We start from the raw sequence: 21919 nt of genomic DNA on the forward strand, positions 1-21919 counted from the left end.
TCACAACCTCACCGAAATGCCTTGATCGGCCATGAAGCGCTTGGCCTCGCCCACGGTGTGCTCGCCGTAATGAAAAATGCTCGCGGCCAGCACCGCGTCCGCATGACCGTCCCGGATGCCGTCGGCCAGATGCTGCAACGAGCCCACGCCGCCCGAGGCGATCACCGGAACCGGCACGGCATCGGACACCGCGCGTGTCAGCGCGAGGTCGAAGCCGCTCTTGGTGCCGTCGCGGTCCATGCTGGTCAAAAGGATCTCGCCGGCGCCGAGTTGCGCCATCTTGCGCGCCCATTCGACCGCGTCGAGGCCAGTGGCCTTGCGCCCGCCGTGCGTGAAAACTTCCCAGCGCGGCGGCTCGCCCTCGGCGGAGACGCGCTTGGCGTCGATCGCGACGACGATGCATTGCGAGCCGTATTTGTCGGTGGCGTCTTTGACGAGCTGCGGATTCGCCACCGCCGACGAGTTCATGCTGATCTTGTCGGCGCCCGCGTTTAGCAGCCGCCGCACGTCCTCGACGGCACGCACGCCGCCGCCGACGGTCAGCGGAATGAACACCTGCGAGGCGACCGCCTCGATGATCGGCAGGATCAGATCGCGTTGATCGGAAGTCGCGGTGATGTCGAGGAAGGTGAGTTCGTCGGCGCCTTGATCGTCGTAACGGCGCGCGATTTCGACCGGATCGCCGGCGTCGCGCAACTCGACGAAATTGACGCCCTTGACCACGCGTCCAGCCGTGACGTCGAGACAGGGAATGATGCGTTTAGCTAGAGCCATGATCGTGCAATTCTGCCAATACCGCTGATGAGGCCGCTCGCCAGGGAGCGGCAGGGGGGGCCGGCGCGGCCGGCCGCGTTGCGCCGGAGGTCTGCAAGGCGCATGCATGCGGCATGACGCGGTTTCCGTGACGCGCCTTCGCGCGGTGCGCTTGCGCGCCGATTTTGAGTCCACCGCGGCGCTTGAGCGTGTACCTCACAGCGCCTTGGGAAAAACTCAAGCGTCGTCCGATTCGCGCAGCCGATCGGCGAGGGTCTGCGCCGCGGCGAAATCGAGATCGCCCGAGTAGATGGCCCGGCCGCAAATCACGCCTTCGATACCTTCGTCCTCGACTTCGCACAGCGACTCGATGTCCGTCAGATTCGACAAACCGCCGCTCGCGATCACCGGAATTTTCACCGCGCGCGCGAGGCGTACCGTGGCTTCGATGTTGATGCCTTGCAGCATGCCGTCGCGACCGATGTCGGTGTAGATGATCGATTCGCAGCCGTAATCCTCGAACTTGCGCGCCAGATCGGCCACTTCGTGGCCGGTCAGCTTGCTCCAGCCGTCCGTGGCGACCTTGCCGTCTTTCGCGTCCAGCCCGACGATGATATGACCGCCGAACGCCGTGCAGGCATCCTGCAGAAAGCCCGGATTCTTCACCGCCGCCGTGCCGATGATCACGTACGACAAACCGTCGTCCAGATAGCGCTCGATCGTGTTCAGGTCGCGGATGCCGCCGCCCAGCTGGACGGGAATCTCGCCACCCACTTCCTCGATGATCGCGCGGATTGCGTCTTCATTCTTCGGCTTGCCGGCGAACGCGCCATTCAGGTCGACGAGGTGCAGACGGCGCGCCCCACGGTCGACCCAATGCCGGGCCATTGCCGCCGGTTCCTCGGAGAATATCGTCGCCTGGTCCATATCGCCTTGTTTGAGGCGTACACACTGACCGTCTTTCAGGTCGATGGCGGGAATCAGCAGCATAGCAATCGGGTGTTGTCTGGGAAGGGGTTGAAGGTCGGCGGCCGCGGCTGGTGGGCCAGCCCGCCGGAACGCCGTCTCGCTAGTTTAGTACAACTCTCGGCGCGCCCTTGCGGAGCAGCAAGGGCAAGCAAACTCGCGTCGCCGCGGCTCCGGCGCGCATCGCGCGCCCGACTTGTGGCGCTGCGGCACATGGCAGCACGATGAAGAAAGGCGCTCACGGATTCCAGTGGACGAAGTTGCGATACACGCGCAGCCCCGTTTCAGCGCTCTTTTCCGGGTGGAATTGGGTCGCGAAGATGTTATCCCGCGCCACCGCGGAGGTAAAGGGCACACCGTACACCGTTTCGCCGACGGTATGGGCCGCATTCTCCGGCACGACGTAATAGCTATGCACGAAATAGAAGAATGCGTTGTCGGCGACGCCGTCCCACAACGGGTGCGAATGCGCCTGACGCACGCGATTCCAGCCCATTTGCGGCACCTTGAAGCGCGAGCCGTCGTCCTGCACCTGGCCTTCCAGGTCGAAACGCAGCACCTTGCCGGGCAACAGGCCCAAGCCCGGCGTATCGCCCTCGGCGCTCCAGTCGAACAGCATCTGCTCGCCGACGCACACGCCCATCAGCGGCTTGCTGCGCGACGCTTCCACCACCGCTTCCTGCAGGCCCGATTCAGCGAGACTGCGCATGCAGTCGGGCATCGCACCCTGGCCGGGGAGCACCACGCGATCAGCCGAGCGGATCGCCTCGGGCTGGTCGACGATCGCCACGTCCGCTTCCGGCGCGGCCTTGCGCAATGCCTGCGCAACCGAGCGCAGGTTGCCCATTCCGTAATCCACAATCGCTATCGAAGTTTTCATTTCAAGTTAGGCAGCAATGCCTTCAATCCGTCGACGATGAATTCCACCGCCAGCGCCGACAACATCAAACCCATGAGCCGCGTGCCGATGTTGATGCCCGTGCGACCCACCCACCGGGCAATCGGTTCGGCGAGGCGCAGTGAAAAAAAGCAGATCGCCGCCAATACCGCGCCGATCGCCACGAGGCTGATCCGGTCGTACCAATGCGCCGAGGCGGACGCGTAAATGATCGTGGTGCTGATCGCGCCGGGGCCGGTCAACAGCGGGATCGCCAGCGGCACGACCGCGATGTTGTCCTTCTGCTCGGCTTCGTGGCGCTCTTCCGGCGTCGAACGGCTGTTGCCGATCTGCGCGTTCAGCATGTTGATCGCCATCAGCAGCATGATGATCCCGCCGCCCACTTCCAGCGAACCGACCGAAATGCCGAAGAAACTGATGATCTGCTGTCCGAGCAGCGTGGTCACCGCAATCACGCAGAACACCGAGATCGCCGCGATCCGGATGGTCCTGCGCCGCTCCGCGTCTGCCTGATGCGCCGTGAGGCTCATAAAGAACGGAATGGCGCCGATCGGGTTGATCAGCGCCAGCAGCGAAATAAACGACTTCAGAATGTCCATTGCACACCGGGGGAAGCGCAACCCGCCCTCTTTGCCCGGTCCTGGTAAATTCGCCGGCCAATGAGCCGGCTAACGAGCGCTCAAAGGCTGCCCTTGGTCGACGGAATCTGCCCCGCCGCGCGTTCGTCCAGTTCGACGGCCATGCGCAATGCACGCCCGAACGCCTTGAACACCGTTTCCATCTGATGATGAGCGTTCAGGCCGCGCAGATTGTCGATGTGCAGCGTAACGCCGGCGTGATTCACGAAGCCGCGGAAAAATTCAATGGAGAGATCGACGTCGAACGTGCCGATGCGCGCACGCGTGAACGGCACATGAAATTCGAGGCCCGGACGGCCGGAAAAATCGATCACGACGCGCGACAGCGCTTCGTCGAGCGGCACATACGAATGGCCATAGCGACGGATGCCCTTGCGATCGCCGATCGCCTTCGCGACGGCCTGGCCGAGGGTAATGCCGGTGTCTTCGACCGTATGGTGGTCGTCGATATGCAGATCGCCATGCGCTTCGATGTCGAGATCGAACAAACCATGCCGCGCAATCTGGTCGAGCATGTGGTCCAGAAACGGCACGCCGGTGGCCAGCTTCTGCTGACCGGTGCCGTCCAGATTGATCTTCACACGGATCTGCGTTTCGCTGGTGTTGCGAACGACTTCCGCAAGGCGCATGGTAATTCCTCGAATCTAGCTAGAAAGCGATAGTAGTGTGGGTTGGGAAAACCGGCGAGCGGGGCGCTTTGCCAGTGCGCGATTCAGTGCAGCACGAGTTTCAGCCCGGCGAGCAATTGCGCGTTTTCCTGAGGCGAACCCACGGTCAAACGCACGCAATTGGCCAGCAATGGATGCATTTTACTCACGTTTTTGATCAAAACCCGTGCCGTGAGCAGCGTTTCGAACAGAACGGACGCGTCCGGCACGCGTACCAGCAGGAAGTTGCCGGCGCTCGGGAACACTTCGGCGCCGGGCAACTGAGCCACCGCCTGCGCGAGTTTCGCGCGTTCTTCGCGCAATTGCGCGGCCTGGGAGTCCAGCACGTCGACGTGATCGAGCAGGAAGTCTGCGGCGGCCTGCGTCAACACATTGGTGTTGTAGGGCGGACGCACCTTGTCCAATTCGGTCAGCCAGGCGGGCTTGCCAACCAGATAGCCGAGCCGGATGCCGGCCAGCCCGAGCTTGGACACCGTGCGCATCACGACGACATTGTCGAACGCGTCGGCGCGCGGCAGCCAGCTTTGCTGCGCGAACGGCTGATACGCCTCGTCGATCACCACGAGGCTCTTGTTGGCCGCGGCGATGATGCGCTCCATGTCGGCGTCGTCGAACAGCGTACCGGTCGGGTTGTTCGGATATGCCAGATAGATGACCGTCGGCTCATGCTCGGCGATCGCCGCCAGCATCGCTTCGGTATCGAGCGAGAAATCCGCCCGCAGCGGCACGCCGACGAATTCCAGATTCGCCAGCTTCGCCGACACCTGGTACATCACGAAACCGGGCACCGGCGCGAGCACCTTGGCGCCCGGCTTCGCGCACGCGACCGAGATCATGCTGATGATCTCGTCCGAGCCGTTGCCGAGCAGCACGTCGCAGCCGGCGGGCACGCCCATCACGCGCTTGATCTTCTCGATCAACGCTTCCGGACGCGGCGCCGGGTAACGGTTCAGCGCGACGCCGGCCAGGTGCTCGCCGAGGTGCGCGGCCAGCACCGGCGGCAGCGGAAACGGATTTTCCATCGCGTCGAGCTTGATGTAGCCCGTGGCGTCCGGAACCGGATAGCTCGTCATCGCGAGCACGTCGCGGCGAATGATGTCTTGAGGTGTCGTCATAGGTCAGTGGACCAGGCCGCGAGGCAAACGCCGGACTGGCATCGGCGGCACGCTGCCGCCTCAGTTGGTCTCAGTTGTCGTTATTGAATGGAGACGCGGAGAACCGCACGCAATCCGTCGCCGAAGTCAGCGGGCATCAGCTCGATGCCCGCGCTCGTTATCGGATTCGCGAGGTTCAGCCGCGCTCAGCCGTTTTGCCGCATCCGGTATTCGGCGCTGCGAGCATGCGCCTGCAAGCCTTCGCCATAAGCGAGTTCCGCGGCGATCTCGCCGAGCGTCTGCGCGCCTTCCGCGCTGACCTCGATCACGCTCGAGCGCTTGAAGAAATCATAGACGCCCAAAGGTGACGAGAACCGAGCGGTACGCGAGGTAGGCAGCACGTGGTTCGGACCCGCGCAGTAGTCGCCGAGGCTTTCGCTCGTGTAGCGGCCGAGAAAGATCGCGCCGGCATGGCGGATCAACTGGCCCCACTGGTGCGGCTCCAGCGCCGAGATTTCGAGGTGTTCCGGCGCGATGTCGTTGGCGATCGCGCAGGCTTCGGCCATATCGCGCACCTTGACCAGCGCGCCGCGCCCTTCCAGCGACGCGCGAATCACATCGCGGCGCGGCATGGCGGGCAGCAGTTCGTTGATCGCTTCGTGCACGCGGGCGATGAACGCGTCGTCGGGACACAGCAGGATGGATTGCGCGAGTTCGTCGTGCTCGGCTTGCGAGAACAGGTCCATCGCGACCCAGCGCGGATCCGTGGTGCCGTCGCACAGCACGAGAATTTCCGACGGCCCCGCAATCATGTCGATGCCGACCGTGCCGAACACGCGGCGCTTGGCCGACGCGACATAGGCATTGCCGGGGCCGCAAATCTTGTCCACCGCGGGGATGGTTTGCGTGCCGTACGCCAATGCGCCGACCGCCTGCGCGCCCCCGATCGTGAAGACGCGATCCACGCCGCCCAGCAACGCGGCCGCCAATACCAGCGGATTTTTCACGCCATCCGGCGTTGGCACGACCATGACGATTTCGCGCACGCCGGCCACGCGTGCCGGAATCGCGTTCATCAACACCGACGACGGATACGCCGCCTTGCCGCCCGGCACGTAGATACCCGCGCGATCGAGCGGCGTGATCTTCTGGCCGAGCACGGTGCCGTCGGCTTCCGTGTATTGCCAGCTATGGCTGCCGCATTCGATCTTCTGCTTCTCGTGGTAGCCGCGCACGCGCGCCGCCGCCGCTTCGAGCGCGGCGCGGCGCTTGGGTTCGAGACTTTCGAGCGCGGCTTCCAGTTCCGACATCGGCAGTTCGAGCGCGTCGACGCTATTCGCCTCGAGACGGTCGAAGCGGTTCGTGTACTCGAGCACCGCGGCATCGCCGCGCGCCTTCACGTCGTTCAGAATCTGCGCGACCGAGCGCTCGATCGCTTCGTCTTCGCTCGCCTCGAACGCGAGCACCGCATGCAGCGACTTGTGGAAGTCGGGAGCGCTGGAATCGAGTTTGCGAATCTTGATAGACATACGGGTATCCGTTTCGGTAAGGCGCGCGTTAAAGCGGGGTCAAGCAGGACCAACGATTCAGGGTGTCGCCGCGCCGGCTTTCGACGCGCGTTCGAACGCGTCGAGGATCGGCCGCAACGCGGCGCGCTTGAGCTTCAGCGCAGCCTGGTTCACGACGAGACGCGACGAAATCTGCATGATCTCCTCCACCTCGACGAGATGGTTGGCCCGCAAGGTATTGCCCGAACTCACCAGGTCGACGATCACATCGGCGAGGCCGACCAGCGGCGCGAGTTCCATTGAACCGTACAGCTTGATCAGATCGACATGCACGCCCTTGGCGGCAAAATGCTCACGTGCGGTTTCAACGTACTTGGTCGCGACGCGCAAGCGGGCGCCCTGGCGCACCGCATTCGCATAATCGAAACCCGCGGCCACCGCGACCGACATGCGGCAGCGTGCGATATCCAGGTCGACCGGCTGATACAGCCCGCCGCCGCCGTGTTCCAGCAGCACGTCCTTGCCCGCCACGCCGAAGTCGGCCGCGCCGTATTCGACGTAGGTCGGCACGTCGGTGGCGCGCACGATAATCACGCGCAGGTTCGCATCGGTGGTCGGCAGGATCAGCTTGCGCGAGGTCTCGGGATCCTCGGCGACTTCGATGCCGGCGGCGGCGAGCAGCGGCAGCGTCTCCTCGAAAATACGCCCTTTCGACAGCGCCAGCGTGAGCGGCGCGCTCACCGCCGGCGACGACGACGTCTGCGGCACCGAACTCATGCCTGGCTCCCCGAAACCCGGCGCACCTTCGCGCCGATCGCGGTGAGCTTGGTCTCCATGCGGTCATAGCCGCGATCCAGGTGATAGATGCGGTCGATCAGCGTTTCGCCCTCGGCGCGCAGCGCGGCGATCACGAGACTCGCGGACGCGCGCAGATCGGTTGCCATGACCTTCGCGCCGGAGAGCTTCTCCACGCCGGTCACGAGCGCGGTTTTGCCGTCGATCGTGATGTGCGCGCCGAGGCGGTTCAGTTCCTGCACGTGCATGAAGCGGTTTTCGAAGATCGTCTCCACCACCTGCGCGGTGCCTTCGGCGATCGTGTTCAGCGCCATGAACTGCGCCTGCATGTCGGTCGGGAATGCCGGATATTCGGAGGTGCGGAAACTCACCGCGCTCGGACGCTTGTCCATCCGCACGCGCATCCAGTCTTCCCCTTCCTCGATCGCGACGCCCGCCTCGCGCAGCTTGTCCGTGACGGCTTCGAGAATCTGCGGGCGCACGCGGCGCAAGGTGACGTCGCCGCCGGCGGCCGCCACCGCGCACAGGAACGTGCCGGCTTCGATACGATCCGGAATCACCGTGTGCTTCGCGCCATGCAGTTTGTCCACGCCCTGGATCACGAGGCGATCGGTGCCGATGCCTTCGATCCGCGCGCCCATCGCGACCAGCAGATGCGCGAGGTCGCCGACTTCCGGCTCACGCGCCGCGTTCTCGATGACCGTTTCGCCTTCGGCCAGCACCGCCGCCATCAGCAGGTTTTCGGTGCCGGTGACGGTGATCATGTCGGTGATGATGCGCGCGCCCTTCAGACGCTTCGCGCGCGCCTCGATGAAGCCGTGCTCGATCGTGATCTCGGCGCCCATCGCCTGCAGGCCCTTGATGTGTTGATCCACCGGACGCGCGCCGATCGCGCAGCCGCCCGGCAGCGACACCCTGGCGTGACCGAAGCGCGCGACCAGCGGGCCGAGCACGAGGATCGACGCACGCATGGTCTTCACCATTTCATACGGAGCGACGAGATTGTCGACTTTCGACGCGTCCAGCGACACGCGCCCCGCGCCGCTCTCGATCCGCACGCCCATCTGGCCGAGCAGCTTGAGCATCGTGCGCACGTCCTGCAGATCCGGCACGTTGTCCAGATGCACGGGCTCCGAACTCAGCAGACCCGCGCACAGGATCGGCAACGCCGCGTTCTTCGCACCCGAGACGACAACTTCACCCGCGAGCGGGAAGCCACCTTCAATGATGAGTTTGTCCATGCCTGTCAGTTCCTGATCCGCCCGGACTTCGGCCGGGCCTGCCTTGATTGTGTTCGACGCGCCGCTACCGAGGTCGCGCCCTTCTTGAGTAATTCGCACTAAATTTCCAGATTACGCGTTCTGCCATTCGGCGGGCGTCAGCGTCTTCATGCTGAGCGCGTGGATTTCCTCGCGCATGCGGTCGCCGAGCGCCGCGTACACGAGTTGATGCCGCTGGATCGGCCGCTTGCCTTCAAAGCTCGGCGAAACGATGGTCGCAAAGAAATGCTGACCGTCGCCTTCGACTTCGAGATGCTGGCAAGCGAGCCCAGCGGCGATGTATTGCTTGACCTGTTCGGGAGTCGGCAACATGGGAAAGCTCCTGTCAGTGGCGCAGTTTGTAGCCGGACGCGAGCATGCGCATCGCCACCACGGCCAGCACCACGAAGAAACCGGCGACGATCGCGAGGCTCGCGAGCGGATTGATATCCGACATCCCGAAGAAACCGTAGCGAAAGCCGTCGATCATGTAGAAAAAGGGATTGAGCCGCGACACTTCGCGCCACACCGGCGGCAGCGTATGCGTCGAGTAGAACACGCCCGAGAGAAACGTGAGCGGCATGATCAGAAAGTTCTGGAACGCGGCAAGCTGATCGAACTTCTCCGCCCAGATGCCGGCGATCAGACCGAGCGTGCCGAGAATCGCCGCGCCGAAAATCGCGAACAGAATGATATACAGCGGCGCGCTGAAACTGACCGGCACGAACCAGATCGTCACGATGAACACGCCGAAGCCGACCGCCAACCCGCGCGCCACGGCAGCCAGCACATAGGCGCCGAACATCTCGTAGTGCGAGAGCGGCGGCAGCAGCATGAACACCAGGTTGCCGGTGATTTTCGACTGAATCAGCGACGACGAGCTATTCGCGAACGCATTCTGCAACACGCTCATCATCACGAGACCCGGAACCAGGAAGCTCGTGTACTCGACGCCCGGATACACCTGCACATGATCGCGCAACGCGTGGCCGAAAATCGTCAGATACAACAGCGCGGTAATGATCGGCGCCAGCACGGTCTGGAACGACACCTTCCAGAAACGCAGGATTTCCTTGTAAAACAGCGTGCTGAATCCACTATAGCCGGTCATGCAAGCCCCTCGATCATTTCCGGACCGTTCATCACCTGAACGAAGACGTCTTCGAGATCGGCCTTGCGGACTTCGATTTCGTCGAACGTGCAGCCCGCCGCGCGGCATTGCGCGAGAATCCGCTCGACGTCGTCATAGCTCGCGAGACGCAGCAGATGCTGACGGCCATTGCCGTTGCCCGCGCCGCCCTCCACTTCGAGCACACGCAGGTCGGCGGGCAACACGCCCTGGCCGAAACGCAGGAACAATTGCATGCCGGCAAAACGCTGCAGCAGCGCGCTGGTGCGATCGAGCGCGACCACTTCGCCGCGTCGCAGCATCGCAATGCGATCGCACAGCGATTCGGCTTCTTCAAGATAGTGCGTGGTCAGCACGATGGTGTGACCTTCGCGATTCAGGCGCGAGATGAATTTCCATAGGGTTTGACGCAATTCGACGTCCACGCCCGCGGTCGGCTCGTCGAGCACGATGACCGGCGGCCGGTGCACCAGCGCCTGCGCGACCAGCACGCGGCGCTTCATGCCGCCCGACAGCGCGCGCATGTTGGCGTCGGCTTTCTCGGTGAGGTCGAGATTGGCCATGATCTCGTCGATCCATGCGTCGTTGTTGCGCAGCCCGTAGTAGCCGGACTGGATGCGCAAGGTCTCGCGGACCGTGAAGAACGGATCGAACACGAGCTCCTGCGGCACGACGCCGAGCGCGCGGCGCGCCAGCCGGAAATCGTCGATAACGTCGTGGCCGCGCACGGCGATGCTGCCTTCATCGGCGCGCGCGAGACCGGCGAGGATGCTGATGAGCGTCGTCTTGCCCGCGCCGTTCGGACCGAGCAGTCCGAAGAACTCGCCTTCTTCCACCGTGAGGCTGACGCCCTTGAGCGCCTGCAAATCCTTGTAGCGCTTCTTGACGTTACGAATTTCTATGGCTGACATGACTGGGGGCCGCGCGCGTCGCGGCGCCTAAAGGGACCTTGCGGAGCCCAGGGTGGGCACACAAATGCTGGGAGAAACGAAATTGGGGCCGGTTAAGTGCCCCAAAAAACGTTTGATTATAGGGCAAAAATTGGCTGGCCCGGCTTGGGTCGGGGCGATCCGCGTGACGCTGATGGAGCGTCGATGCCGGCGCCAATGCGGCGCCGGCGGTATCGGGACAAGAGTCGGCGCTAAAGCGTTAGCTCTGGTCGACCGCTCTGCACGGGACCAGGGTATCGACGCCGTAGGCTTGCGCGAGGCTGGCGAGACCAGCCGGCAGATTGACGATCTCGAATCGGGCGCCGCGTGCCTGGGCGGCCCGCTGCCACGCGAGGAGGACGGCCAGCGCGGACGAATCGAATTGCGCAAGCGGTGTGCAATCCACGCCGCTCGCGCCCGCCGCGATGCGCTGCAAACCCGCCACGAGCGCACTCTTCGCGCTCGCGTGGGTCAGTGTCGCGCCGCTCTCGAAGCGGTTCACGACGGGGCTCAGCACTTCGCTCACGACTGCTTGCCCGCGGCGAGTTGCTGGTTGCGCTGCGTGAGGAACTGGATCAGTCCGTCCACGCCTTTCTGCTGAATCTGCTCGTTGAACTGCTGCTGATACGCCTGGATCAACCATGCGCCGAGCACGTTGATGTCATAGACGCGCCAGCCTTGCGGCGTCTTGTACAGACGGTAGTCGAGTTCGATCGGCGAGCCGTTGTTCATCACGACGGAGCGCACCACCGTATCGGTGTCGTCCGGATTCATGCGGAACGGCTTGTACTGAATCTGCTGGTCGCGGACCTGAGCCAGCGCGCCCGAGTAGGTGCGGATCAGCAGCATCTTGAACTGCTCGACCACCTGGTTCTGCTGCTCTGGCGTGGCGGTGCGCCAGTTGCGGCCCATCGCAAGTTGCGTGGTGCGGCGGAAATCGGTGTACGGCAGGATCTTTTCGTTGACGAGACGCGTGATGTGGTTGATGTCGCCTTGCTGGATCGACTTATCCGCGCGGATCGAATCGATCACCTGTTGAGTGACGGTCTTGATCAGCCCGTCCGGCGAATTGGCGTCGACCGTTTGCGCCGATGCACCGGCACTGGCGAACGAGAACAACGCAGCGAACAACGGAATCAGGAAGAATTTTTTCATATGTAGCCTTGCCTTAAAAATAGTGCAACCGTTTGAGCCGACATTAACACGCGAGTTCAGCGGCAATCCATGCGCAAACTGCGAGAGTCGTATCGATCTGTTACGGGCACATCATCAACGCAATTTAAACGACGGAAAGTTGAAACGCGTGGGCGGGACCAGTTGGCCGGCCGGAATCTGCGTCGTTTCGGGACCGCCGTTCATATCGATGGGCGGCGTTTCGGCGCTGCCCGAAGCGGCTTCAGGTTTTGCCGCAGTGCCGGTTGCGCCCGACGTTGTACCCGCTGTCGCGCCCGCCGCCGAAGCCGCTTGCGGCGGCGTTGCCGCAGCCGTACCCGAGGCTCCCGCCGCCTTCGCCGGAGCAGCCTGCGTGCCTGCGGCGGTGCCGGCCGTGCCGGTCACGGCGCCCGCCGGCGCGCCAGCCGCACTGGCCGCACCGGCGTCGACGTCTTCGTATTTGGGCAACGGCGCTTCGTCGCCGTAGTTCGGCAGCGCCTGCGCCTGCTTGCCGTCCGACAGCAAATACTGACGGCGCTGCAGGTACGCATTGCGCACGAACGAATACTTGTCGAGCGCGGCGCCCTCCAAGACATCGCTCGCATTCAGAAGGTTGGCGCGCGTGTTGACCACGTTCAGCCCATACAGCGCCCAGCTCAAGCCCGGCGGATCGATGTAGCTGAGCGGGTTCACATAATAGTTGCCGAGCGAGCCGACCGCGTCGCGCAACGTGCTCGGACCGAACAGCGGCAGCACCAGGTACGGCCCCGTCGGCACACCGTAGTGGCCGAGCGTCAGGCCGAGGTCGTTGTCGTGCTTGGGCAGCTTCGCGAGCGTCGCGACGTCGAACAGACCGCCCACGCCGAACACCGTGTTGATCACGATCCGCATGATGTCCTGCACGCCGTCGGTGATCTTCAATTGCAGCAGGTTGTTCGCCGCGATGTAGACGTCGCCGATGTTCGAGAAGAAGTTCGTCACGCTGTCGCGCACCGGCTGCGGCGTCACGAAGACATAGCCCTTCGCGACCGGCTTCAGCGCGTATTGGTCGATCTTGTCGTTGACGGTGAAGATGGTGCGGTTCAAGCCTTCGAGCGGATCGCCCTTGGTCGGCGTCTGCACGGTCGTGCAGCCGGCGAGCGCGGCCATCACGACGGTCAGCTTCGCCACCTGCAAGGCGCCCGCACCACTGATGCGTAGGGTCTGCATTTTTATTCTCCTTATTGACCGGCTGCGCCGGAAGCCGGAACCGCCGGTGTGGCAGGCACCGCCGGCGCCGCCACGGCCGCCGCGGCAGGTGCGGTCGAACCCGCCGAACCCGAGCCGGACTTCGACGCGCCCGAGTCAGCCGCTTTGCTGTACAGGAACTGCCCGATCAAGTTTTCCAGCACGATCGCCGATTGCGTCATCGAGATCGTATCGCCCGCCTTGAGCATTTCTGTGTCGCCGCCGGGTTCGAGCCCGATGTATTGCTCGCCGAGCAGACCCGAGGTCAGGATCTTCGCCGACGAATCTTTCGGAAACTGGTATTGCTTGTCGAGGTCGATCGTGACGACGGCCTGATACGCGTTGCTGTCGAAGCCGATCGAGCCGACCCGACCGACCGTCACGCCCGCGCTCTTCACAGGCGCGCGCGCCTTGAGTCCGCCGATATTGTCGAACTTGAGCTTGACCGGGTACGTTGCCTGAAACGACAACGAGCTCATGTTGCCGGCCTTCAGCGCGAGAAACAGCAACGCCACGAAACCCAGCACCACGAACAGGCCGACCCAGAAGTCGAGAGCAGTCTTTTTCATCGTCATCCCAAAGTGAATCCGCCGCGCCGCCGACACTCCCCGCCGGGCGCGACCCGTGACGCGCCGCCGGCGGAAAAAGCGCAACGCAGTCTTAGCTGAACATCAGTGCAGTCAGCAGAAAATCGAGGCCGAGCACGGCAAGCGACGCGTACACGACCGTTTTAGTCGTGGCGCGCGACACGCCTTCCGGTGTCGGCTTGGCTTCATAGCCTTGAAACAGCGCCACGAACGTCACCGCAAGCCCGAACACCACGCTCTTGACGACCCCGGCGCCCACGTCGCGCCAAACGTCGACGCCGCCTTGCATCTGCGACCAGAACGCGCCGGCGTCCACGCCGATCAGCAGCACGCCGACCACGTAACCGCCCAACACGCCGACCGCGCTGAAAATCGCCGCCAGGATGGGCATCGCAATGATGCCGGCCCACAGGCGCGGCGCGACCACGACCTTGACCGGGTCGACGGCCATCATTTCCATCGCGGTGAGTTGCTCGCCCGCCTTCATCAAACCGATCTCGGCGGTGAGCGATGTGCCGGCGCGGCCCGCGAACAGCAGCGCGGTGACCACCGGCCCCAGTTCGCGCACGAGCGACAGCGCCACCAGCAGCCCGAGCGCCTGCTCGGAGCCGTAGCGGTTCAGCGTGTAATAGCCTTGCAGGCCGAGCACGAAGCCGACGAACAGCCCCGACACGGCGATGATCACCAGCGAATAATTACCCAGGAAGTGGATCTGCTTCGTGACAAGCCGCGGCCGGCGCAGCAGCGGGAAAAATTCGAGCACCAGCCGGAAGAAGAAGCGCGTGGCGTAGCCGGCCGTGCCGAGCACGTCGAGCACCGAGCGGCCGACCGAACTGATCAGCGAGCCGATCATGACTGGCCTCCGCCAATGCCGAAGTCCGCCGCGAGCGGCGTCTTGCTGGGATAGTGGAATTTGAACGGGCCGTCCGGCGCTCCGTCGATGAACTGCCGCACCGTGGGATCGGTGGACGCGCGCAGTTCGGCCGGCGTGCCCTCGGCATGAACGCCGCCGTTGGCGAGGAAATACACGTAATCGGCGATGGCGAACGATTCGGGCACGTCGTGCGTGACCAGAATGGAGGTGGCGCCAAGCGCCTGATTCAGCGCGCGGATCAGATTCGCGGTGATGCCGAGCGAGATTGGATCGAGGCCGGCGAAGGGCTCGTCGTACATCATCAACTCGGGGTCGAGCGCGATGGCGCGCGCCAGCGCCACGCGCCGCGCCATGCCGCCCGAAATCTCCGACGGCAGCAACTGCCGCGCGCCGCGCAAGCCCACCGCGTTGAGTTTCATCAACACGAGGTCGCGGAGCAGTTCTTCGGGGAGATCGGTGTGCTCGCGCAGCGCGAACGCCACGTTTTCGAACACCGACATGTCGGTGAAAAGCGCGCCGAACTGGAACAGCATGCCCATCTTGCGGCGCAGCGCGTAGAGGCCGTCGCGCGTCTGCTGGCCGACGTCCTGGCCGTGAAACAGGATCTGACCGCGCTGCGCGCGTACCAGACCGCCGATCAGACGCAGCACCGTGGTTTTGCCGCAACCCGAGCCGCCCATGACCGCCACCACCTGCCCGCGCCTGAAGCGCAGATTCAGGTTCGACAGGACGGGCCGGTCGCCATAACCGAAGTCGACGTCGCGCAGCTCGAGTAAGGTCTCGGGAGAGGAAGACACGAAACTGACAGTCCTTTTACACGGAAGGCCGAATTATAGGGCCATCATGCAAAAGTTGCCGTGAGGAGCCCCGTCCCTTTACCCAACTTGACGATTATTGCGCAAACAATTGTTGCAGTGCAGAAACGGCGGCGGCGGGGTCCGCCGCTTCCGTCACCGCCCGCACCACGGCCGCGCAACCCACGCCGGTCGCCAGCACGTCCGGCAGCACCTGCAGGTCGATTCCACCGATCGCCACGAGCGGCACCACGCCGTCGAGCAGGCGCACATACCGGGCGAGGCGTCTGAGGCCCTGCGGCGCGGTGGGCATGACCTTGGTGGTGGTCGGAAAAACCGCGCCCAGCGCGACATAGCTTGGCCGGAAATGCAGCGCCTTGAGAATCTCGTAGAAGCCGTGCGTCGAAAGGCCGAGGCGAATGCCGGCTGCGGCGAGCGCGGAAAGATCCGCGCTATGCAGGTCTTCCTGGCCCAGATGAACACCGTACGCGCCCGCTTCCAGCGCGGCCTGCCAATGATCGTTGATGAACACCTGCGCGTCGTGTTGCCGGCCGACCGCCACGCAACGGGCGATTTCGCGCTTGAGTTCGTCGGCGGGATGAGCCGACTTGCGGCGCAACTGAACCGTCTTCACGCCTAGGCCCACCACCCGTTCCACCCACTCCGCGGTCGGCAGAACCGGGTACAAACCCAGTCGCTCCGGGCAGCGCGCGAATGCTTGCGCGGGCGCGTCCGGCAGGCCGGCGAGACGCGGGAAATGCGCGAGATCGGACGGAAATGCGTCGTCGGCGCGGGTTTCGTCGCCATCGCGCCAGGCAAGCGCCAGCACCAGCGCGTCGTGGGGATCGAAACCACAGTCCAGAAACGCGGCCAGCGCGGGAATCCAGTCTTCCGCCAGATGGCCTTCCAGGCGGTATTTTTCGCCGCCCAGGTGCAGCGTCGCGGTCTCCTGCGCCGCCTCGATCACCCCGGCGCCCTGCACCAGCCAGCGCGCCACCTGCTCGCCATGCCGCTGCGCGTCCGCGACGATGATCAGGTCGCCGCCGTTCGGCTCGTCCGGCGCGGTCAAACAGATGCGCCACGGCGCGTGCGTCGGCGGCCAGTCGCCGAGGCGCGCACGAATGCGCTCCGCGGCTTCGGTGAGTTCGTCGGCGGGCGGCCAGAACAGGTCGCGATCTTTCAAAGCCAGAGTCTGCGTCATGCGGCGCTCCCGTCTTGATGCCAGAACGGCATGCCGACCACCGGCGTGCTCGCGTGCGCGCTTTCGCGCTCGGCCATCGGCCCCGCCAGAAACGCCTGGCGGCCCGCCTCGACGCCCAGCGCGAAGGCCCGCGCCATCGCGTCGGGGTGCGTGGCCTGCGACACGGCGGTGTTCAGCAGCACGCCGTCGAAGCCCCACTCCATCACCTGCGCCGCGTGCGACGGCACGCCGAGACCGGCGTCGACGATCAGCGGCACGTCCGGCAGCCGCTCGCGCAGCACCCGCAGCCCGTATGGATTGATCACGCCCTTACCGGTGCCGATCGGCGCACCCCACGGCATCAGCGCCTCACAGCCGGCATCGAGCAGACGGCGGCCGATCACCAGGTCCTCGGTGCAATACGGCAGCACCTTGAAGCCGTCCTTGACCAGTTGCGCGGCCGCTTCGATCAGACCGACCGGGTCGGGCTGGAGCGTGTAGTCGTCGCCGATCAGTTCCAGCTTGATCCACTCGGTTTCGAAGATTTCGCGCGCCATGTGCGCGGTGGTCACCGCCTCGCCGACGGTCAGGCAGCCGGCCGTATTCGGCAGCAGCGGCACGCCGTGACGCTTGAGCAGATCGAAGAAGCCGGCTTCCGCGCCGCCTTCGTTCATCTGCCGGCGCAACGCGACGGTCACCATGCCGGGCCGCGCCGCGTCGATCGAATCGGATAACGATTGCAGCGACGGATAGCGCGACGTGCCGAGCAGCACGCGGCTCGCGAAGGTTTGGCCGTAGAGCGTGAGCGCGTCCGCGGGTTTTGGGGAAGTCATTTGCATCATGCTGGTCTCCGGCAATGCGTGGCGCGGGCTCAACCGCCGGCCACGGGCTGCACGACATCGAGCTTGTCGCCCGGCTGCAGCGCGCGCGCCGCATGCTGGGCACGCGCGACGAAATCGCCGTTCAGCGCGACCGCGAACGGCGGACGCGCGCCATACGCGGCGAGCGCATCGGCGACAGTCGCGCCTTCGGGCAGCGACAACGGCTTCTGGTTGATATGAATGTCCATGGTGTTCGAATACGGTTCAATCGATGACTGACGAAACTGCATGGCGCGTGCCTCGCTCATGCCGGCTCCCGCGCGCAATCCAGTTGAAACAGCTCGCTCCAGCGCGCCGCCTGCCGCCAGTCGGCGAAGGCGTCGGCACCGCCGATGCGGCCTTCGAGCAGCGCGGCCGCGAAGCGCACGGCTTCGTCGGCGACTTCGGGCACGATCATGTAGCCGTGCCGGTACAGGCCGTTCACGCGCAGCGTCCGCGCGCCATCCCACAGCAAGGCCGGACGGTGGTCCGGCAGGGTCGGACGGCACTGCGAATTCAGTTCGAGAATGCGCGCCTCGCCGAAGCCGGGATGCACGGAAAACGCCGCGCTCAGCAGTTCGAGCGCCGAGCGCACGCTGACGGGCGACATGTCCTCGCCTTCCACCTCGGTGGCGCCGATCACGTAGAGATCGTCCTGCTTCGGCGCGATATAGAGCGGGTAGCGCGGATGCAGCAGGCGCACTGGCCGCGTCAGCCTGATTCCCGGCGCATGCACGCGCGCCACTTCACCGCGAATGCCGCGCAGCGTGGGCAGCACCGGCTTCGCGCCTAAACCCCGGCAGTCGATGGTGATGCGCGCGGCAGGCAGCGCGCGGTCATCGACCGGCGTGTTCCAGTGTGTTTCCACGCCGCGCTGGGCGAGGCCCGCGGCGAGCGCGGCCAGCACCTGGCGGTTATCCAGTTGGCCTTCGCGCGGCAGCAGCCAGCCCTGATTGAAGCGGCCCGCCAAGGCCGGTTCGGCCGCGCCGACCTGGTCGCCCGAGAGCGTCACGAAGCCGCCGTCGAGCAGTTCCGCAGGCGCATTCGAGCGCACGCGGCGCTCGAACAGCGGCGCCTCGGTGCGGTCGGCGTGATGCCAGACGACGAGCGTGCCGTTACGCTGGAAGAACACCGGCTCAGGCAATTCGGCGAGCACTTGCGGCCAGCTATCGAGCGAACTCGCGCCCAGCCGCGTGATCAGCAACTCGGCGCTGGCGGCTTCCGCGAGGGGCGCCAGCATGGCCGCTGCGACCCACGCGGCGGCTTGCGAACCGGCGGCGTCGCCGCGCTCGTAAAGCGCTACGCGATGCCCCTGACCGGCGAGACGCCATGCGACGAGGCGCCCGCAAAGTCCACCGCCGAGCACCGCGAAGTCGGGTTGTGCGGGACGGTTCATCGCGCGCGCTCCCAGTCACGACGGCAAGCGAGGCCGAAGCACTGCGACGCGCCGACATGACCGGCGAACGCGTGGCGAAGAGCAAAGCACATATCTGAAGAATAGGCGGTCATCGAGTCCTTTCCGTACGGCAAGAAACGCACGTACCCAGGACGAAACCGGCGGGTAAGGCCGGCCGGGCAAAAAATGCGTTCGAATGACGCACGCCGCCCGGCGGGGAATGGAAGACTGGCTGCTTCCGGAAACTTCCCGCGCCGGTATTACCCGGATCGGGTGCAAAGGGTCTCTCTCAGCCTTGCCACCGCGGCATGAAATCATGCAGCCTGTGGGCAAAGCACCCCTGTTTCGTCGAAGACCATTAGACCATAAAAGCCGCGGCGCCCGCAAACGAGCGGCCCTTCATCACGCGCGGTTTGATCCGGCACCGATCTTTTGTTTCGTCGAGACGGACGAAGCCCGCGCTCTGGCACAATGCCTGGACCGGACGCCGCGAGACCGGGGCGCGGGCGGCACGCATGGCCGTCCACGCGCCGGCGGCATCGAGGCGAAGGAGTCCAACGCGACTTAACTTCCGCTTAAGGACTTCGCAACAGAATCGCTCAGCCGGACGGGCGCTCATCATCGCGCTTACGCCCGGAGCTTCGCCATTAAACCCGCCGTAGAGCGAAGAGGCGGGCGACCGACCGACGGCCAGCCCCGGACGGGCCAGTTTCATAGGACCGGCCCCGCTTTGAGCCAGTACTACACAGGATGCTCATGACAGCCAATACTTCTATCAGCCCAGTGCTCCCGCCGGACGAAAAAGTCTCCGCCTGGAGCCTCATCAAACCTTACTGGGTCTCCGAGGAACGAAAAATCGCATGGTCGCTGCTCGTCGCGATCATCGCGATGAATCTGCTGGTGGTGTGGATCAACGTGCGCCTGAACCGCTGGAGCGCCGACTTCTACAACGCGCTGCAAACCAAGAACGTGCACGACTTCCCGCATCTGCTGATGGTGTTCTCGGGCCTCGCGTTCGGCTTCATCATCCTCGCGGTGTACGGGCGCTATCTGCGCCAGATGCTCGGGTTCCGCTGGCGTCAGTGGCTGACCACGCGCTACCTCAACGAATGGCTGCACGACAGCGCCTTCTACCGGATCGAACGCGACCGGCTCGCCGACAACCCCGACCAGCGGATCAGCGACGATCTGCAATCGTTCGCCACCACCACGCTCTCGTTGACGCTCGATCTGCTTTCCACCGTCGTCACGCTGGTGTCGTTCATCACGATCCTGTGGTCGCTCGCCGGCGCGTTGACCATCTCGCTCGGCGGCATGCCGATTCATATTCCCGGCTACATGGTGTGGGCCGCGGCGCTCTACGCGGTGGCCGGTTCGCTGATCATCCAGAAGGTCGGCCATCCGCTCGTGTCGATCAACTATCAAGCGCAGAAAGTCGAGGCGGATTTCCGCTTCGGACTGATCCGCCTGCGCGAAAACGCCGAGCAGATCGCCTTCTACAACGGCATGGAGACCGAGAAGACCAACGCCCGCTCGCTGTTCGGCCGTATCCGCGACAACTGGTGGCAGGTGATGAAGTACACCAAGCGGCTCACCTTCGTGCTCAGCTTCTATGGTCAGATCGCGATCATCTTTCCGCTGGTGGTCGCGGCGCCGCGCTACTTCGCTGGCGCCTTCACGTTCGGCGTGCTGATGCAGATTTCGAGCGCGTTCGGCACCGTCAGCGATTCGTTCTCGTGGTTCATCAACAGTTACAGCACCTTGGTCGAATGGCGCGCCACCGTCAACCGGTTGCGCGAATTCAAGCGGGTCGTGCATGCTCCCAGGTTGAAGGAATCGGTCTCGCCCGCTACCGCGCACGGCGGCATCAACCTGCATTTCGTCGACGCCGACAAACTCAGCACCGAGGGTCTCACGCTCGCGCTGCCGAACGGCAACCCGCTGTCGCGCATTCGCGATATCGCGATCGAGCCGGGCTCGCGCTGGCTGGTGCGCGGTCCGTCCGGCTCGGGCAAGAGCACGCTGATGCGCGCGCTCGCGGGCCTGTGGCCGTTCGGCGACGGCTCCATCGACGCGCCGGTCAACGCGCGCATGATGTTCATTCCGCAAGTCAGCTACATGCCGATCGGCACGCTGAAAGCCGCGCTCACCTATCCGTCCGCAGCCGACACCTATACGGACGACGAATGCCGCGAGGCGCTCGTCACCTGCCGCCTGTCGGAGTACGCCGACCGTTTGCAGGAATCGGGACACTGGACGCGCATTCTCTCGCCGGGCGAACAGCAGCGCCTCGCCGCCGCGCGGGTGCTGCTGCACAAGCCGGATTACCTGTTCCTCGACGAAGCGACGAGCGCGCTCGACGCGGACAACGAAGCGCGTCTCTACCATTTGTTCACGGAGCGTCTGCCGAAGGCGGCGATCGTGAGCGTCGCGCATCGCGAATCGCTCGCGGCGTTCCATGACGAAACGCTCGAGGTCGAGCGTTCGGACGAAGCGGTGGCGGCATAAGCGAGGCAAGCGCAACACCCCGAAACACCAGGAAACACGCGAGAAGAGTTAGAAAGCATTTGCGAAGCGGGCAAGCTGTTCCCCGCTTTGAAAATGCCTCCCAGCAGCGACGATAGCCGTGCGGGCCGAACCCCGTCCCGCCCGCCCCGCCACTCACTGCTAACGGACTCTTCGCACATGTCATTCGATCGCCGCTCCCATCCCCTGACCCGGCGCTTCGCGCTTGCCCTCGGCGCAGCGCTGCTGCTCACGAGCGCCGCGCAAGCCGCCCAGCCCACCGAGCCGGCGGACGTCTGCCCCGCGCTCGAACACATCGTCAACGCAACCGACTTCAAGCAGTTGCCGGCGCAATCCGCCGCGCAATTGCCGGGCATGTCGAGCGCGGACGATTGCCGCGCCAACCAGCACGCCTACGATTGCCACTGGCGCGCGCACTGGCAAGCCGACGGCGTGGTCAACGACCCGCTGCAAGAAATCGGCGCCGATATCGCCGCGTGCTTTCCGAACGTCGTGCACGACGTCAATACGCCGACGCGCCAGCATTTCATCGTGACCACCGACACGCGGCGCGTCAGCGTCACGGCGAGCGTGCAAGGGCAAAACGAACTGCGTCTGCGCGTCACGCGCTGAGCGTGCGCCCGCTCGACGCGATCCGCCGCGATCACCTTTTCGAAACCGCGCTCGTCGACCACTCATTGACCGCT

The 21919-nt window shown here is 64.7% G+C and carries 24 protein-coding genes and 1 riboswitch; of the genes, 2 read left to right on the plus strand and 22 right to left on the minus strand.

What is annotated here, in order from left to right; all coding sequences use genetic code 11:
* The 22 genes from hisF to ACOCG7_RS28990 all read right to left on the minus strand — a co-directional run bounded on the left by hisF (window position 1) and on the right by ACOCG7_RS28990 (window position 18707).
* Window positions 1–774, minus strand: a complete 774-nt coding sequence (hisF, locus tag ACOCG7_RS28885; RefSeq protein ID WP_073430963.1) for an imidazole glycerol phosphate synthase subunit HisF — start codon at window positions 772–774, stop codon at window positions 1–3.
* A 216-nt stretch (window positions 775–990) separates the two neighbouring features.
* Window positions 991–1743 carry a 1-(5-phosphoribosyl)-5-[(5-phosphoribosylamino)methylideneamino]imidazole-4-carboxamide isomerase gene (hisA, locus tag ACOCG7_RS28890; RefSeq protein WP_012434504.1) on the minus strand — a complete coding sequence of 251 codons (753 nt, stop codon included), beginning with the start codon at window positions 1741–1743 and terminating at the stop codon, window positions 991–993.
* 214 nt (window positions 1744–1957) lie between these two features.
* Complete coding sequence (gene hisH, locus ACOCG7_RS28895) at window positions 1958–2599, minus strand: imidazole glycerol phosphate synthase subunit HisH (protein ID WP_114163209.1); 642 nt, start codon at window positions 2597–2599, stop codon at window positions 1958–1960.
* Window positions 2596–3216, minus strand: a complete 621-nt coding sequence (locus ACOCG7_RS28900) for a YchE family NAAT transporter (protein WP_073430961.1) — start codon at window positions 3214–3216, stop codon at window positions 2596–2598. Before ACOCG7_RS28900 ends, hisH begins: the two co-directional genes overlap by 4 nt.
* An 80-nt stretch (window positions 3217–3296) precedes the next feature.
* The gene (gene hisB, locus ACOCG7_RS28905) at window positions 3297–3884 is read right to left on the minus strand and encodes an imidazoleglycerol-phosphate dehydratase HisB (protein WP_006052285.1); all 588 of its coding nucleotides are present in this window, start codon (window positions 3882–3884) and stop codon (window positions 3297–3299) included.
* 83 nt (window positions 3885–3967) lie between these two features.
* Entirely contained in the window at window positions 3968–5038 is a 1071-nt protein-coding gene (gene hisC, locus ACOCG7_RS28910) for a histidinol-phosphate transaminase (RefSeq protein WP_114163210.1), read from the minus strand.
* Window positions 5039–5223: 185 nt separating this feature from the next.
* Window positions 5224–6546 (minus strand): histidinol dehydrogenase, encoded by a 1323-nt coding sequence (gene hisD / locus ACOCG7_RS28915; RefSeq protein WP_114163211.1) that lies wholly within the window; start codon window positions 6544–6546, stop codon window positions 5224–5226.
* A 57-nt stretch (window positions 6547–6603) separates the two neighbouring features.
* The gene (hisG, locus tag ACOCG7_RS28920; RefSeq protein WP_073430958.1) at window positions 6604–7302 is read right to left on the minus strand and encodes an ATP phosphoribosyltransferase; all 699 of its coding nucleotides are present in this window, start codon (window positions 7300–7302) and stop codon (window positions 6604–6606) included.
* Window positions 7299–8609 carry a UDP-N-acetylglucosamine 1-carboxyvinyltransferase gene (gene murA, locus ACOCG7_RS28925; RefSeq protein ID WP_374711004.1) on the minus strand — a complete coding sequence of 437 codons (1311 nt, stop codon included), beginning with the start codon at window positions 8607–8609 and terminating at the stop codon, window positions 7299–7301. Before murA ends, hisG begins: the two co-directional genes overlap by 4 nt.
* Window positions 8610–8672: 63 nt before the next feature.
* A complete protein-coding gene (locus ACOCG7_RS28930) occupies window positions 8673–8912 on the minus strand; it encodes a BolA family protein (protein WP_007180203.1) in 240 nt (79 codons plus the stop codon).
* 13 nt (window positions 8913–8925) lie between these two features.
* Window positions 8926–9690: an ABC transporter permease gene (locus ACOCG7_RS28935; RefSeq protein WP_073430956.1), complete on the minus strand. Its 765-nt coding sequence runs from the start codon at window positions 9688–9690 to the stop codon at window positions 8926–8928.
* The gene (locus ACOCG7_RS28940) at window positions 9687–10619 is read right to left on the minus strand and encodes an ABC transporter ATP-binding protein (protein ID WP_073430955.1); all 933 of its coding nucleotides are present in this window, start codon (window positions 10617–10619) and stop codon (window positions 9687–9689) included. Before ACOCG7_RS28940 ends, ACOCG7_RS28935 begins: the two co-directional genes overlap by 4 nt.
* Window positions 10620–10857: 238 nt before the next feature.
* Entirely contained in the window at window positions 10858–11163 is a 306-nt protein-coding gene (locus ACOCG7_RS28945; RefSeq protein ID WP_073430954.1) for an STAS domain-containing protein, read from the minus strand.
* Window positions 11160–11792 (minus strand): MlaC/ttg2D family ABC transporter substrate-binding protein, encoded by a 633-nt coding sequence (locus ACOCG7_RS28950; protein WP_073430953.1) that lies wholly within the window; start codon window positions 11790–11792, stop codon window positions 11160–11162. The genes ACOCG7_RS28945 and ACOCG7_RS28950 overlap by 4 nt, the downstream gene beginning before the upstream one ends.
* 114 nt (window positions 11793–11906) lie before the next feature.
* The gene (locus ACOCG7_RS28955) at window positions 11907–12998 is read right to left on the minus strand and encodes an MlaA family lipoprotein (protein WP_073430952.1); all 1092 of its coding nucleotides are present in this window, start codon (window positions 12996–12998) and stop codon (window positions 11907–11909) included.
* A gap of 11 nt (window positions 12999–13009) precedes the next feature.
* Window positions 13010–13585 (minus strand): outer membrane lipid asymmetry maintenance protein MlaD, encoded by a 576-nt coding sequence (gene mlaD / locus ACOCG7_RS28960; protein WP_114163581.1) that lies wholly within the window; start codon window positions 13583–13585, stop codon window positions 13010–13012.
* 91 nt (window positions 13586–13676) lie between these two features.
* A complete protein-coding gene (gene mlaE / locus ACOCG7_RS28965; RefSeq protein ID WP_073431025.1) occupies window positions 13677–14444 on the minus strand; it encodes a lipid asymmetry maintenance ABC transporter permease subunit MlaE in 768 nt (255 codons plus the stop codon).
* An 8-nt stretch (window positions 14445–14452) separates the two neighbouring features.
* Complete coding sequence (locus ACOCG7_RS28970) at window positions 14453–15274, minus strand: ABC transporter ATP-binding protein (protein WP_114163213.1); 822 nt, start codon at window positions 15272–15274, stop codon at window positions 14453–14455.
* A gap of 94 nt (window positions 15275–15368) precedes the next feature.
* The gene (gene thiE / locus ACOCG7_RS28975; RefSeq protein ID WP_421378246.1) at window positions 15369–16472 is read right to left on the minus strand and encodes a thiamine phosphate synthase; all 1104 of its coding nucleotides are present in this window, start codon (window positions 16470–16472) and stop codon (window positions 15369–15371) included.
* Window positions 16469–17284: a thiazole synthase gene (locus ACOCG7_RS28980; RefSeq protein ID WP_073431024.1), complete on the minus strand. Its 816-nt coding sequence runs from the start codon at window positions 17282–17284 to the stop codon at window positions 16469–16471. Before ACOCG7_RS28980 ends, thiE begins: the two co-directional genes overlap by 4 nt.
* A gap of 38 nt (window positions 17285–17322) precedes the next feature.
* Complete coding sequence (gene thiS, locus ACOCG7_RS28985; protein ID WP_020070630.1) at window positions 17323–17520, minus strand: sulfur carrier protein ThiS; 198 nt, start codon at window positions 17518–17520, stop codon at window positions 17323–17325.
* Window positions 17521–17576: 56 nt separating this feature from the next.
* The gene (locus ACOCG7_RS28990; protein WP_114163215.1) at window positions 17577–18707 is read right to left on the minus strand and encodes an FAD-dependent oxidoreductase; all 1131 of its coding nucleotides are present in this window, start codon (window positions 18705–18707) and stop codon (window positions 17577–17579) included.
* A gap of 229 nt (window positions 18708–18936) precedes the next feature.
* A riboswitch (TPP riboswitch) is annotated at window positions 18937–19059 on the minus strand.
* Between the two features lie 404 nt (window positions 19060–19463).
* On the opposite strand from ACOCG7_RS28990, the gene ACOCG7_RS28995 reads away from it, so the two are divergent.
* Together ACOCG7_RS28995 and ACOCG7_RS29000 are read left to right on the plus strand one after the other, a co-directional pair.
* Window positions 19464–21215, plus strand: coding sequence for an ABC transporter ATP-binding protein/permease (locus ACOCG7_RS28995; protein WP_114163582.1), 1752 nt, complete (start codon window positions 19464–19466; stop codon window positions 21213–21215).
* 177 nt (window positions 21216–21392) lie between these two features.
* A complete protein-coding gene (locus ACOCG7_RS29000; protein ID WP_114163216.1) occupies window positions 21393–21845 on the plus strand; it encodes a hypothetical protein in 453 nt (150 codons plus the stop codon).
* Window positions 21846–21919 lie beyond the last annotated feature (74 nt).

The sequence above is a fragment of the Paraburkholderia sp. DD10 genome (assembly GCF_049177125.1).
In the GTDB taxonomy this organism is placed as follows: Bacteria; Pseudomonadota; Gammaproteobacteria; order Burkholderiales; family Burkholderiaceae; genus Paraburkholderia; species Paraburkholderia terricola.

Excerpts from the sequence above, each read along its gene's own strand:
- hisD (WP_114163211.1), bottom strand. The coding sequence starts at position 6,546 with ATGTCTATCAAGATTCGCAAACTCGATTCCAGCGCTCCCGACTTCCAC.
- ACOCG7_RS28980 (WP_073431024.1), bottom strand. The coding sequence starts at position 17,284 with ATGACTTCCCCAAAACCCGCGGACGCGCTCACGCTCTACGGCCAAACC.
- thiE (WP_421378246.1), bottom strand. The coding sequence starts at position 16,472 with ATGACGCAGACTCTGGCTTTGAAAGATCGCGACCTGTTCTGGCCGCCC.
- thiS (WP_020070630.1), bottom strand. The coding sequence starts at position 17,520 with ATGGACATTCATATCAACCAGAAGCCGTTGTCGCTGCCCGAAGGCGCG.
- ACOCG7_RS28935 (WP_073430956.1), bottom strand. The coding sequence starts at position 9,690 with ATGACCGGCTATAGTGGATTCAGCACGCTGTTTTACAAGGAAATCCTG.
- ACOCG7_RS28940 (WP_073430955.1), bottom strand. The coding sequence starts at position 10,619 with ATGTCAGCCATAGAAATTCGTAACGTCAAGAAGCGCTACAAGGATTTG.
- hisH (WP_114163209.1), bottom strand. The coding sequence starts at position 2,599 with ATGAAAACTTCGATAGCGATTGTGGATTACGGAATGGGCAACCTGCGC.
- mlaD (WP_114163581.1), bottom strand. The coding sequence starts at position 13,585 with ATGAAAAAGACTGCTCTCGACTTCTGGGTCGGCCTGTTCGTGGTGCTG.
- ACOCG7_RS28900 (WP_073430961.1), bottom strand. The coding sequence starts at position 3,216 with ATGGACATTCTGAAGTCGTTTATTTCGCTGCTGGCGCTGATCAACCCG.
- hisB (WP_006052285.1), bottom strand. The coding sequence starts at position 3,884 with ATGCGCCTTGCGGAAGTCGTTCGCAACACCAGCGAAACGCAGATCCGT.
- ACOCG7_RS28990 (WP_114163215.1), bottom strand. The coding sequence starts at position 18,707 with ATGAACCGTCCCGCACAACCCGACTTCGCGGTGCTCGGCGGTGGACTT.
- ACOCG7_RS28955 (WP_073430952.1), bottom strand. The coding sequence starts at position 12,998 with ATGCAGACCCTACGCATCAGTGGTGCGGGCGCCTTGCAGGTGGCGAAG.
- hisG (WP_073430958.1), bottom strand. The coding sequence starts at position 7,302 with ATGAGTTCGGTGCCGCAGACGTCGTCGTCGCCGGCGGTGAGCGCGCCG.
- ACOCG7_RS28930 (WP_007180203.1), bottom strand. The coding sequence starts at position 8,912 with ATGTTGCCGACTCCCGAACAGGTCAAGCAATACATCGCCGCTGGGCTC.
- hisF (WP_073430963.1), bottom strand. The coding sequence starts at position 774 with ATGGCTCTAGCTAAACGCATCATTCCCTGTCTCGACGTCACGGCTGGA.
- hisA (WP_012434504.1), bottom strand. The coding sequence starts at position 1,743 with ATGCTGCTGATTCCCGCCATCGACCTGAAAGACGGTCAGTGTGTACGC.
- ACOCG7_RS28950 (WP_073430953.1), bottom strand. The coding sequence starts at position 11,792 with ATGAAAAAATTCTTCCTGATTCCGTTGTTCGCTGCGTTGTTCTCGTTC.
- ACOCG7_RS29000 (WP_114163216.1), top strand. The coding sequence starts at position 21,393 with ATGTCATTCGATCGCCGCTCCCATCCCCTGACCCGGCGCTTCGCGCTT.
- ACOCG7_RS28995 (WP_114163582.1), top strand. The coding sequence starts at position 19,464 with ATGACAGCCAATACTTCTATCAGCCCAGTGCTCCCGCCGGACGAAAAA.
- hisC (WP_114163210.1), bottom strand. The coding sequence starts at position 5,038 with ATGACGACACCTCAAGACATCATTCGCCGCGACGTGCTCGCGATGACG.